Origin of the sequence: Alkalihalophilus marmarensis DSM 21297 (genome assembly GCF_000474275.2) — a bacterium.
Lineage (GTDB): Bacteria > Bacillota > Bacilli > Bacillales > Bacillaceae_D > Alkalihalophilus > Alkalihalophilus marmarensis.
In genome coordinates this window covers 109283-122282 of the sequence record NZ_ATAE01000056.1, presented here as the reverse complement: position 1 = coordinate 122282, position 13000 = coordinate 109283, and the positions used below count along the sequence as shown (strand labels likewise).

13 protein-coding genes are annotated in these 13000 nt (G+C 40.7%); 5 read left to right on the top strand and 8 right to left on the bottom strand.

Features of this window, described 5'->3' with window-relative positions; genetic code table 11:
* Positions 1-103: 103 nt before the first annotated feature.
* Entirely contained in the window at positions 104-868 is a 765-nt protein-coding gene (locus A33I_RS18245; RefSeq protein WP_022629759.1) for an IclR family transcriptional regulator, read from the top strand.
* Here A33I_RS18245 and A33I_RS18240 read toward each other — a convergent pair.
* The 6 genes from A33I_RS18240 to A33I_RS18215 form a co-directional block, all read right to left on the bottom strand.
* Positions 865-1881, bottom strand: coding sequence for a 5-oxoprolinase subunit C family protein (locus A33I_RS18240; RefSeq protein ID WP_022629758.1), 1017 nt, complete (start codon positions 1879-1881; stop codon positions 865-867). The genes A33I_RS18245 and A33I_RS18240 overlap by 4 nt on opposite strands.
* A complete protein-coding gene (gene pxpB / locus A33I_RS18235) occupies positions 1878-2600 on the bottom strand; it encodes a 5-oxoprolinase subunit PxpB (RefSeq protein ID WP_022629757.1) in 723 nt (240 codons plus the stop codon). Before pxpB ends, A33I_RS18240 begins: the two co-directional genes overlap by 4 nt.
* A 170-nt stretch (positions 2601-2770) precedes the next feature.
* Positions 2771-3700 carry an alpha/beta hydrolase gene (locus A33I_RS18230; RefSeq protein ID WP_022629756.1) on the bottom strand — a complete coding sequence of 310 codons (930 nt, stop codon included), beginning with the start codon at positions 3698-3700 and terminating at the stop codon, positions 2771-2773.
* 15 nt (positions 3701-3715) lie between these two features.
* Positions 3716-4237 carry a hypothetical protein gene (locus A33I_RS18225; protein WP_022629755.1) on the bottom strand — a complete coding sequence of 174 codons (522 nt, stop codon included), beginning with the start codon at positions 4235-4237 and terminating at the stop codon, positions 3716-3718.
* Positions 4238-4931: 694 nt separating this feature from the next.
* A complete protein-coding gene (locus A33I_RS18220) occupies positions 4932-6026 on the bottom strand; it encodes a PRK06851 family protein (protein ID WP_022629754.1) in 1095 nt (364 codons plus the stop codon).
* A gap of 135 nt (positions 6027-6161) precedes the next feature.
* A complete protein-coding gene (locus A33I_RS18215) occupies positions 6162-7286 on the bottom strand; it encodes an NADH-dependent flavin oxidoreductase (RefSeq protein WP_022629753.1) in 1125 nt (374 codons plus the stop codon).
* A gap of 221 nt (positions 7287-7507) precedes the next feature.
* On the opposite strand from A33I_RS18215, the gene dctP reads away from it, so the two are divergent.
* Positions 7508-8542: a TRAP transporter substrate-binding protein DctP gene (gene dctP / locus A33I_RS18210; RefSeq protein WP_022629752.1), complete on the top strand. Its 1035-nt coding sequence runs from the start codon at positions 7508-7510 to the stop codon at positions 8540-8542.
* Positions 8543-8858: 316 nt separating this feature from the next.
* On the opposite strand, the gene A33I_RS18205 is transcribed toward dctP, so the two are convergent.
* Together A33I_RS18205 and A33I_RS18200 are read right to left on the bottom strand one after the other, a co-directional pair.
* Positions 8859-9065: a hypothetical protein gene (locus A33I_RS18205; protein ID WP_022629751.1), complete on the bottom strand. Its 207-nt coding sequence runs from the start codon at positions 9063-9065 to the stop codon at positions 8859-8861.
* 35 nt (positions 9066-9100) lie between these two features.
* Positions 9101-10273, bottom strand: coding sequence for a TraB/GumN family protein (locus A33I_RS18200; protein ID WP_022629750.1), 1173 nt, complete (start codon positions 10271-10273; stop codon positions 9101-9103).
* 242 nt (positions 10274-10515) lie between these two features.
* Between A33I_RS18200 and A33I_RS18195 the strand changes: the two genes are divergently transcribed.
* The 3 genes from A33I_RS18195 to A33I_RS18185 are packed head-to-tail and all read left to right on the top strand — an operon-like array spanning position 10516 to position 12969.
* A complete protein-coding gene (locus tag A33I_RS18195) occupies positions 10516-10920 on the top strand; it encodes a prepilin-type N-terminal cleavage/methylation domain-containing protein (protein ID WP_022629749.1) in 405 nt (134 codons plus the stop codon).
* A gap of 13 nt (positions 10921-10933) precedes the next feature.
* Positions 10934-11377, top strand: a complete 444-nt coding sequence (locus tag A33I_RS18190) for a type II secretion system protein (protein ID WP_022629748.1) — start codon at positions 10934-10936, stop codon at positions 11375-11377.
* Between the two features lie 17 nt (positions 11378-11394).
* The gene (locus tag A33I_RS18185; RefSeq protein WP_022629747.1) at positions 11395-12969 is read left to right on the top strand and encodes a type II secretion system protein; all 1575 of its coding nucleotides are present in this window, start codon (positions 11395-11397) and stop codon (positions 12967-12969) included.
* Positions 12970-13000 lie beyond the last annotated feature (31 nt).

Genomic DNA, 13000 nt, shown 5'->3' with positions numbered 1-13000 from the left:
CTTAGTTGTTTATGTAGTGACTTCACCTCTATGATGTAGACAGCTACGAACACGTTTAATACAATAAAGAGGAACTACTCATACATAAAAAGGAGCGTTTCTCTTGCAAAACACGAATAAAACAGTCATTAAATCGATGAAGCTCCTACATTTATTCCGTACAAATCCGACCCTTACTTTAAATGAAATGGTCGATGCAGCAGGACTTCCAAAAACGTCTGTGCACAGAATGGTTACCTCATTAGAAGAAGCCGGCCTTCTGCAAAGAGACGGGGCAGGTTCGTATAAATTAGGGCTTCTTTTTCTAGAATTCGGACAGCTCGTTACGGAACGAATGGATTTGAGAAAGATCGCCCTGCCTTATATGAAAGAGCTTCGTGATCAAATCGGAGAAGCCGTTAACCTTACCATAAAAGATCAATCAGAGGCCCTCTATATCGAAAAGCTTGATACGACCCATCCGGTGAGGCTATTTACGAAAGTAGGCAGACGTTCTCCTTTATATGCCGGAGCTTGCTCACGAATCATTTTAGCTCACATGGCAGAAGAAGACGTAGAGACGTATCTACAAGAGCAAAAGCTAACAGCATACGGAAATGGAACAATAACCGATGCTGCAAAACTCCGTGATATTCTATCTGACTCACGAAAGAAAGGAATAGCAATCAGCCGCTCTGAACTTGAGAACGGTACCACCTCTGTTGCTGCTCCTATCTTTGATTTCAAGAGCGAAATCGCTGGCGGCCTGAGCATTGCCGGTCCCTCTGAGCGATTTAGCGATGATAAGATCCAACAGATGATCGATCAACTCAAACAAGCATCCTATGAGATATCGAAAGAACTCGGCTACAAAGAGCCCCATCTTTAAGAAGGGGTTTTTTCATGCCTTTTTACATAGAGTCCCATCTTTATCTCTTTTAATTCGCTTTCTCGTTCCATATATAATTGTTGTGCTTCCTCTAGCGTCACTTCACTAAACTGAATCGAATCGCCAGGTTTCATTTGAGCAAGTTTCGGAATATCCACCGAAATTACCTGCGCGATCCTCGGATAACCGCCTGTCGTTTGACGGTCTGCAAGTAAGATAATCGGGTTTCCATCTGCAGGCACTTGAACCGTACCTAACGCAACCGCTTCAGAGACAACTTCAGAAGCCTCACTCCGTGCAAGCTCTGATCCATCTAGCCGGTACCCCATGCGATCAGACTGCGGCGAGATTTGAAACGCATCATTGTAGAAACGCTCTTTTGACTCCTCTGTAAATGTATCGTAATGCGTGCCAGGCAGAATCCGTATCACTGATTCTTTTTTCGGAAGATTATTGGACGTTCTTACCCGCCAATCTGGAATGTAAAAAGACTTCTCGGCTTTTTCTTTAAAAAGGTTCATGAAATATTTGGCGTGATCAGAGAGTTCTTTTGAAACGGGCAGAACATCGCCTTCTTGCAGCGCTCTTCCATCCAGCCCGCCAATTTTGGCCCGTAAGTATGTACTTTGACTTCCCATCACAGGCAATATGTCAAATCCTCCCGCCACTGCAACATACGTCCGGCATCCACTAGCACAGTTTCCAAATCGAATGACGCTTCCACGTTTAACGAAAACAGGTCTCCATAAAGGAATCTGGTAATTCCCGATGCTTGGTGTTAACTGCCCGCCTGTAATGGCAATCAGTGTATCTTGTTCTACTTCAAGTGTCGCTCCTTGCATCGTCATCTCTAGGCACGCTGTATCTTCTCGGTTACCAACTAATAGATTGGCGATACGCAAGGAATAGGGATCCATCGCCCCGCTGACGATGACACCATATTTCTGATATCCAACTCTTCCTAGATCTTGTAGAGTGGTGAGCAGTCCAGGGCGAAGTACTTTTATACTCATGTAATCTTCTCCTTGTACTTGTGATATTCTGCTTCCGTTATCGGTTTAAATTGAACTCTATCTCCCGGTTGCAGCAAACTAGGCGTATCATCTTCAGGACGAAACAGATCGAGCGGAGTTTTCCCGATAATCTGCCAGCCGCCAGGTGTGTCTAGAGAGTAAACCCCAGTCTGTTCTCCAGCAATACCGACAGATCCCTTTGGAATAGATGTTCTCGGATTTAACCTTCTTGGAGTAGCAATAGACTTTGACATCCCTCCTAAATAAGGGAATCCTGGTGCAAATCCAATCATATAAACGAGATAATCACCGCTAGAGTGAATCTCAATGACTTGATCTGTAGTCAAATTATTATGATCAGCTACAACTTCTAAATCCTCACCAAACTCGCCTCCATAACAAACAGGAATGTCGATCTTTCTTGAAGAATGACCAACCTCTGTCTGCAGTTTTCCCAGTGCACTAGTAATGGTTTGGTGTACGATTTGATAAGGCGAGTACTCATTGTTACTTCCTTCTAGAACTTCTAGCGGATCATAAAAAACAGTCACACTTGTAAAGGCAGAAACATATTCCACAAACCCTTTAAAAGGATTTTGTTCAAGGTACTTGCTTAACGATTGTACCTGCAGGTGAATCTTCTCATCAATTTCATTTCCAAACGTAATAATAATCGATGTATCACTTAGCGGTTGAATAAAAATCTGTTCGTTTCTCATATCTCCCCTCCTCATTCCATTATTCGGAACAGATATTCCACTTTTTATCATTAAAATTATTATAATTGTTAGACAATATAAAAGCAAATAGAGGATGAACCATTACATTATCCCCTGATTATGATTTTTAAAAACAAGAAAAAAGCCTGCCCGCATACGGAAGGCCCTTACTAATGGTCTTTATTGCTCCCTATATAGTTATTAATTAAATAAAAGACCAGCTCTCGCACCTCGCTTGTTTCATTCATTAATTGATGATCCGCTTCATTAACTAAAATGATATTTGCACTTGGAAATTTATAATTGATAAAACGACAGTTATATTTCCAATCTACCGTCCTGTCTAGATCGCCTTGAATGATTAACAGCTTCTCCTTGCATGGGCCTTTTACATGTACTTTTTTATTCCACGAAATTAAAGCATCTACCCAACTTAAAGAGAGGCGGTTGTGCTGAAGAGGATCTTCAATAACTTTCTTTTGAAATCCAGCTAAAGAGGTGTTTTTACGGTACACTCGCTTAGCCGTTTGAAAAAATGCAGGTGATATCATACGGCCTAGTACCGAGAGCTTCCATCTATAGGAACGCACTAGTGGTGCGAGCAGTATTGTTTTTTCAAAAGAAGATCGAAAATGTAACAGATGGTCCAGTACAATCGCTGCTCCTGTGCTGTGTGCAATGACATAGGCAGGCAAAGAATCAGCTGTAACATACCCGCTCACTTCTTTAAAGACAGAGAGGTAATCTGAAAAGTCTTCAATTGCTGCTCTTTCTCCTGAAGACAACCCATGACCAGTTAAATCATAGCTCCATACTCTGCACCGGGCTTTTAATAGGGAATGGATTAAATGACTCATGGAACCAGTATGATCGAAATATCCATGGACAACGAGCACGTCAGCAATCGGCTCTTCTGGATTAAACGATTGGAGAAAAATCTTTTCTCCTTTAATGTCGAGATAGCCATATGTATGATCAGCCATGCCCCGTGGGAGCCCGTAATAATCAAGGTAGGTGTTGACCTCCGACTGCAGATCAGACTTTGGCTCATTAAAAGCATATTCAGCTGTTTTTATACGCTCTATTGCCGTCGTGATCACACTCTTCCCTCCTATTTAATCTAGATCATTTAATCTCTCAAGGCTGATTAAGATATGCTCTATAAATTCTGGCAGCTGCTCCATCTGGTCTTCATTAATTTTTCGAGGAAAAAGAATAGTAACCGTGTTCTCATACGCTTGTCCTTCTTCACATGGATAGTGGCAGGCGACCTTTTGAGAAATAGCTAATTCAGGCTGCCATATATCTTTAAGCAGTTCGTTAATCATCATGCACTTTATGTCAGGATCTTTAACCATTAGCTGAAATGAAACTCTCAACACGCAGCCAATCTGCTGAACCTCTTCTTCTAGAATTTCTGCCGCTAAATCTTCTATAGCTGCATCTAAGTGAATCGTTGCTTCTACTTGGGTCTGGCTTTTCATATGAAAGGACAGCTCAAGCATCCTTGACATAACAGCCATATCCATTAAGTCTTTTCTGCCGCTGACCTCAATTAGTTGATCGATATTATCTAAGTCATAAACCGTATTTTCTATTGCTACTTTAAGATTTTCAAATATTGTTGGATCATACATGAGTTTTCCTCTGCTTCTAAAGTTTATACAAATCTTACCATAGTTAGAAACCGAATTCATCTCGTTAAACAAACGTTTAATTAAGACGAAAAAACGGCTGGGAAAATAGTATTTTAAACTTATTTAAACACCTCTAAAATGATGGAACTGAAAAACTAATAGATATGGGTGGAGTGCAAGATCGCCGCTCCTGAAATATACTTCGCTTTTCGCGGGGAGCTAGTGAGCTTCCTCGGGCTTTTTGCCCTGTGGGATCTCACTCCTGCTCTACTCCCTGCAGAAGTCTACATATATTTCATCCGTTAGGTTATATGCTTTGTAATGGATTTACTAGATGATTTCTTTTGGGGTCAGACCAATCGAAACATCAATTAAACAACTTTACTAAAAGCCAAGCCATTGACGACCAGCTTTCAATGAGGGAGATACTTAACTACCTATTTGCTCCGTTGATTGAAGCGGAAGGGACTCGACTCCTGCGGGATGTGCGTGGCCATGGAAGACCCCACAGGAGCGTGCGACGAGGAGGCTTCCGGACCGCCCGCGGAAAGCGAGTCCCTGTAGCGGAAAGCGACAACTACTGTAGGGAGATACTTTTCAAGTGACTTTCTTTAACTCCCACAGTCTATAGTAAATCCGCTAGAGCTTCATTTTTATTCTTAGTAAACCACTAGTTATATCCCAGTCCTGCTCATTATTTAGATATATGTTGATTGAATTCGTGTAACAGATCTTCTTTTATTTGATCAACTTTACTAAAGTCCATTGCCTGTATATAAATGGCCTCGAGTTGATCTCTTAACACTTTTGCATCAGCTAAATACGTGATCGCTTCTTTCATTTTGTCTTTATACGATTTAGTGGTACGGGCAATGTCATCAGCAAATTTCTCATCCGTTCCAGGTGTGATACAACGCTCATACACATCAACGATATGATCACCTGACCGTTCAGGGAAATATTCATGAGGGGCCGTGCTGTCAAAGATGGCAATGCCCTTCTCTCTAATAATTACCATATCAAGGCTGTTAGGATCAAAGCCGCAGTGATAGACCTCTACATCAAAACCTTTATCCTCTCCCGCTTTTGCAATCTTCTTCAGCATGGTCGATTTCCCAGATCCGGCACGACCTTTAATAAAGTAGCGGTCAGTGATATCTGCGGTTAAATTTTGAATATGATCAACGGCTCCTACTGGTGTTGCTGCCCCTAAAAACCGGTGCTTCACACAAGCCGTTTTCTCTAGCGTCAAATCCCCGTAAAATAAATCAATTAGCTCCTCTGCCAATTGATCTGCTTTCGCAAAGTCCATATTGCTTATATAAATGTCTTCGATGTCATCATGAGCACTCAGCGCTTCACTAAACGTATCATACGCAGTGTGAAAAGCATGAGAGATTTTCTTCGAAAGGGCTAAAATCTCCTCTTTATGTGGCATTAATTTCTCAGTATCCCAAGCCACTCCTAAGTTTACATATTCCTCTATGACACCTGGGGCCTTCGGTTCAATGACATGCGGAGCCGTTCCATCCACAATTCCAATTTTATAAGCGGGAACAATAATTCCATCAATTGAATTCGTATCCGACGAGCAGTGAAGAAATTCAATATCCATCCCTTTATCAACCATCTCTTGGCCAATTGCCTTCATTAATGTTGATTTACCGGTACCAGGACCGCCCTTTAAAATAAATAAACGATCTAATCCATCAATGGCTGAATCGTACAGACTGTAAAAACCTTTAGCTGTATTTCCCCCTGCATAGTAGTTCCGAATTGTTCCTTTCACTCAATCACCCTCCCCAACCCTTTTAATGCAACATATGTAGGTGATCTCCCAATGGTTAATGCCTATTTTCGAAACAGCCATAAAGGCACAAAAAAGATCCGCATAAAAAGACTATGCGGATCAAACCATTACATTTTAATCTTCGACCGGGAACCAGCCCGGTGTATTCGTGATAGCACTCCATAATACATCTGGAATGACTAATGTTTCTTGGTCTTTTCTTGATAATGTCGTAGCGATATCAGACTCTTGCCCTGCCTGAACTTTTTCAATCCATTTCGGTTCCATAATGAGTTCTCTTCCTAAGCTAACAAAAGGAACACCTGTATCCAATGCTTTTTTCACATCATCCGGCGTATGAAGCGATCCTACGCCAATGATTGGCACCTTATTCCCTACACGTTCTTGGATCATCGTAACTCTTGACTCTTTATCTTGATCATCTCTAATAGATCCTTGCCAGAAGTCTTGGACGGAGACATGCAGGTAATCGAGGTCCTGCTCTGATAGAACATCTACAAAGGACAAGGTATCCTCCATTGTAATCCCTGGATTTTCAATTTCTTCAGGTGAAATTCGATATCCGACAATAAACGGGTTACTTGCATATGCATTGACCGCCTCTTTTACTTTATCAATGACGGCAAGAGGAAACGTCATGCGTTTTTCTAATGTGCCTCCCCATTTATCTGTGCGGCGGTTAGAATGCGGCGAGAAGAATTGTTGGATAAGATACGTATTCGCACCGTGGATCTCCACACCATCAAACCCTGCTTCAATCGCACGTCTTGTAGCTGCGCCGAATGCGTCAATGATGTTCTCAATCTCTCTTTCTGTAAGCTCTCTTGGAGTAATTGAACCTGGTCTTAGTGCTGCTACTTCACTTGCACTAACCGGACGATCTTCGACTAGTTCTTCTTTTGGAGCCATTCTACCTGCATGGAAAATTTGCAAAATCGCTCTTGCTCCCTCTCCCTTAATCGTATCTGCCAATCGCTTCAGGCTAGGAATCATCTCATCTGAATCGGCACTTATTTCATTTTGAAACCCTTTTCCGTCTCGAGTAACATACGCAACGGCTGTAATAACCGCCCCTACTCCACCGGAACGAACTTTGTAATAGACAAGCTCATCATCTGTCACCTTACCTTCTTCATCAGACGCAAAATTGGTCATCGGTGCCATCATCACTCTGTTTTTCAATGTTACCCCTCGTTTAAATGTGTAATCCTTGAAAATAGAAGTATATTGGTTGTTCATTTCTAGTTCCTCCTCTAATCATCTACAACGTTTGTTCTATCATAGGAGGTTTATATCTTCATTTCAAATAGTTTGCTTACCGAAATAAAATAGTCATTTTACAATTAATATACAAAAAATTCTAAAAAATTAGTGTAAAATGATCTGACATGGTTTATAATAGGCAATACATCATTAATTCAACGCTTTTAAGCACTAAAGATTCAGTAGGGGGAGAGAAGATGAAAAAGAGAAAAATCTTATCAATCGCATCAACAACTGCTTGTTTACTATGGTTAACAGCCTGTGGGGGCTCAGATGAAGTCTCATCCGAAGCGGAAGCGGCCGAGGCCCCTGCATCAGATGAGGTGATTACCTTGAAGGTCGGTCATATCGCACCGCCTGAGGAAGCATACGCATTAGGCTTTGATGCTTACGCTGAGGCTGTAGAAGAAGCAACGGACGGCCGTGTACAATTTGAAATATTCGGCAACGGTGCTTTAGGCGGAGAACGCGAACTATTAGAAGGTGTTCAATTGGCAAATTTGGATATGAGTGTGATCACAACGGGGGTTGTCACTAACTTTGTCCCAGAAGTAACGGCTATTGAATTTCCATTCTTATTCAGAGACCTTGATCATGCATACCAAACATTAGATAGCGACATTGGCCAGGAATTATTAGATACAATGAGCAATGCCGGCCTAAAAGGAATTTCGTTCTGGGAAAATGGACAGCGCCATTTTGCGAATAACCAGCAGCCTGTTAAAACGCCTGATGATTTAAAAGGCTTAAAAATGCGTACAATCGAAAGCGACCTATTACTAGATACATATAGTGCGCTAGGAACGAATGCGACACCAATGGCCTTCCCGGAAGTGTACGGCGGCCTTCAGCAAGGTGTTATTGATGGATCTGACTTCTCATACGGTGTCATCTCAAGTACGAATGTCTATGAGCAAGTTGATCACTTTACAGAAGCAGGGCTTTACTATGCTTCTGCTACATTACTGATGAATGATGACTTATATGAGTCATTACCAGCAGACATTCAAGAAACCTTGGTTACTCTTGGAAAAGAATTCGCTGCGACTCAAAGAGAGATTTCACAAACTCTCGAAGAAGAACAGAAGCAGCAATTGCTAGACAACGGGGTTGAAATTATTTCAGCAGAAGAACTAGACCTAGACGCCTTCCGCGAGCAGGTTCAGCCAGTATACGAAAAATACGAAGAACAATACGGAGATATTTTAGAGCGAATCGCCAACGTAGAATAAGAGAAACGCCTCACCGGCTTGGTGAGGCGTTTTTTGTTGGGCGGGGATGCTGTATTGAAGCTGAGTGCTGAGGCGAAGCTGTGTAGCGAAGCGGCGCAATTATTGACAGTACTAGAAGATTACAATTGTGCTCAATATGAACGCAAATCGTCTGTACAATGACGCAATTACCTGACATCAGCGCAATTATCCTCTCAACTGACGCATATAACAGCAGAAGCCACGTATATCCGTTGGGAAAAGATATAATAAAGACAGAGAAAAATACAATTAAAAAACTCCTCGCCTGCCTAGCGAGGAGTTTTGCTCATTAAATCTAATCTTCTATCACTCTTGCCACATCTGCACCGCACTTTTTACACTTGCCAGTGAGCACGATGCCGAATTTATCAGTTTCTATTCCGTAATCTACAATTCTTGTGACACCACAATTTCGGCAAAATACATTTTCTAACAACTGTTGTTGAAAGTCTTTAGGAATCTTTGCCCACTTTTGTGCCGCTTTAAAGTCAACGATTGTCATTTAATCACCTTACCCTCTACATAACAGAGATTCGTTTACCCAAAAATATTCTGCATAAACTGGCGTACAACGTCAGCTCCGCCAATTACTGTGCCTAACGTACTTCCAAGATTAGTAAGGACAACGACTAACAGAATACGAGTCACATTATTGCTCCAGAATCCTTTTACCGAATAGACATCATCCGATAGACTCTCAAAGTCCGCTACTTTTGGCTTTCTGATATACGCCTCAACAAGGCCTGCAAACCAGCCAGCAGCTAGCAACGGATATAATGAGGTCAGTGGAGCTAGTATGAGTGCGGTTAAAATCGTTAACGGATGACCAAACGCAATCGCTGCTCCAATCGCTGCAAACGCACTATTCCACAGAACCCAGCTCAAGGTTAAATCTGCACCTACGGAAGGGTTTGTATAAAAAGCATACCCAATCATTCCAAGAATTAGAATTGGAATCATCCAGCCAATAATGGACGGGGCAATCGATTTTTTTGGACGTTCATTTAATCGATCTAAGTCATGATCTTGTTTAATTTGTTCTTTAATTCCAGGAACGTGAGCAGCCCCCAACACGGCTACCACCTTATCTCCCGGTGCTTCTTTAATTTTTTGTGCCAGATATTGGTCGCGCTCGTCAATTAATGGCTTCTTTAACCGCGGGAATGAGACCGTCAAATCATGAAGCATCGTATTTAACATATCTTCAGTCTTTAAACGTTCAAGCTCTTCTTCTGAAATCTCTTCATTATTAAATACGCTGTAAACAATAGACATCAGAAGTTTCGCACGTCCCCATAAACCGACTCCGTGCCAAATTCTAGAGAAGGTGATTTGGATGTTACGGTCAGCAAGTACGAGTTCTGCTCCAGTCTCTTTTGCTGATTCCATTCCTTGTATCATTTCTTGACCAGGCTTAATATCAAACTGCTTAGCCATACGTTTTTGAAAGGAGGAAATAAATAGGTTCATCAGTAAAAGAGTTGCTTTCTTTTCCTTAATAACCTTGAAAATGTCCATGTCCTTCCACTTGTTACCGGCAGTGATGGATTGATAGCGCTGCTCATCCAATTCTACACAAACTGAATCAGGCTGCTCCGCCTCAATCACTTGCTTCACTTCTTCTGCACTCTGCTTCGATACGTGAGCCGTTCCTATTAAAATAAGTTCTTTTCCATTTAAATGAATCCTTGTAATATTCTGATCGGACATATGTACCTTCCTTTATTAACATTTCTGCCAATGTACTATTCATTTATTATCTCAGATTCATGAGATAACTACAATAAGCGAGTGGTGAGAGTTCCTATGGTAAGCCACTTTCATATGAACATTTTAAGAATAATGACTAAAAAAACAAACTCTGTCCACAAATATTCCGATAGTATTATAAGATGACATCATGTAAATTAAGGATATAGTACTTAATTCATCCTATAAATGAGGTGGTTTTATTGCACAGACCTCGATTTCGCATAAATAACAATGGACTCACCTTAATAGAAGTGCTTGCATCCATGGTGATCCTTAGCATCGTCATTATTAGTTTTATGACCTTTTTCTCACAATCTATGATGTTTTCAAGCAAAGTTGAGGACAGGTTAACGGCCGTTAACCTGGCTGAGAAGGTGCTGGCTGAGGTTCGGACGGCAAAGTCTATTGAATTAGGAGAATATGATACATCAGACGAAGGAAATCACTATTTTCAAATAAACAATAAATATTATTACATTCAAGCTGAAGAAGTACCGGATCAAACTCATTTAAATTTAATCCCCTTCTATGTAGATGTGTCAATCTCAGAGGATTTTAATGAAAAAGACACCACCAGACTTTACGGCTATATTGAGAATAATTAAGGAGGATTTACAGGTGAATTATATAAAAAATCAACATGGCTATGCCTTGTTAGTCGTCCTGCTTATTATCACTGTCATCGGCATTTTTGCCCCCATTCTAGTGAACAATGTTTTATCTAGTTCCAAACAATTTAGTATCGTTGAAGAACAAATGCAGCATGAGAAATTGGCGAATATGGCTTATATCTATATTGATAGAACGTTTGAAGAAACTGCAAAAGAGTACGTTGCTTATCTTTCATCCCTCGACGAAGGTGAAGACCCTCAATCCCCTGAATCGTTTTTCACTTCACGAGTTCAGGTAGAGTATTCAAACCAATATGATAAACAAGCATACAAAATAAATCTTGATAACGTGCTTAACACTCAATTTACTTTTAACATTATAACCCAAGTTAATTCTGAAGAAGCTGCCAGTGGTACCTATACCATCAACATTAACGACTACTTCAACTAACAAAGCAGGTGATTACATTGCTTTTTAAAATTATAAAAAACGATCGGGGAATCACCCTGCTCGAAGTGTTAGCTGTCCTCACTCTGCTAGGGATAGTTGGCGCAGTAACTTTTAATCTTCTTACAACATCAGTTACTCATACAAACAAAACACAGTCTCATATTGACCTCAGGCAAGAGGCTAATATCATCCTCTCTCACTTAAGACAGAAACATAGCAACGATACGCCTTATGAGTTAAATGCAGATGATCTAATAGGACGAAGTGATGTTCATTTTGAACAGGTCTACATCAATGGACAATCACTTTTTGACGGCCCGCTCTCCCCTAATATAGAGGAACATTTATATGTCGCGTTTACGTTAAATGACGAGCAAAACCAAACGTTTGAGGTCGATACCATTATTGAAAAAAGATATGCCAGTAATATAGATCCGATTGATCTGCCTCCTCCTAATGGGAAGACCTGTTCTATTTATTCAGGTTCGACTAATTATTGGGATACAATTCGAGCATCATTAGAACTGCCTGACCCCATTCCAGCTAATACAACGATTCTGATTGAAGGAAATTTAATCATTCCGAATGGAAAAGAATTAGTAGGAGTAAGCAAGGATAATGTCTCCATTTATATTACGGGTAATTTAACGGTACAACACGGCGGAAAAGTATCAGGTGCCACCTTACATGTTCAAGGTGACTTTGATCACCAATCTGGCGGTCATATTCGTGATACTTCCATCGTTCATGTCAGCGGTACACATCAACTAGCACCAGGAAACAGTTCACAAGGGGATATATTTGTTTTTACAGCTGGTGATGAGGGGTTTATTCCTTATCTAGATCCTGATTGTGGAGCACCTTCAAATCCAGATAATCCTAGCAATCCAGATTCCGAGGAACCTCCACCGCCTAACGATAGTGCTTTTACTGATAAGGAATCCTTTGATTCAATTTCATTTAACCCAGAGGATTATCCTGAGAAAAAGTTTTCGAAACAACAATGTGAGTACACCGGAAATGCAAAATTATCAAACTCTAATTTTGCAGGAAATTTCGATTGGGCTCCTTGTACACATACCTACATTAATGGCGGTGTGTTCTTCTCAAACGGACTAGGATACAATGGTGAGTATAAACTTACAGTAAACAATAACTTTTTCGTACAGCAAAACAGCTGGGGTCTTAACAGCGGCGGAGAGATTACGGTTAAAGGTAACGGTGTCTTCTTTAATAATCTTCCACAAAATGGAGCTAATGTTATTGTACAACAAAATTTCTTTGTCAAAGGAAGTACGCATTTAAACACTCAATCCAAACTTACAATTGGAGGAAGTGCTCGATTTGACGGAAATTTAGTATTGGACAATACAAGTCAATTGTCTGTATCTCACCACCTTTTTGGCCCGCCACGAGTCACTCTAAATGGTGGATCTTCTATTCTTGTGGAAGGTAACGCCTATTTTAATGAAAATACTGTTTTTACAACAAATAATGGTTCAACGATCAAAGTAAAAGGACATGTCCAAATTGGCAATAAAGTTTACACAAGCAACTTCACATACAGCAATGTTCATTTTATAGTAGGATAAATTAAATAAAAAGCGGAGCTCATAGGGAGAT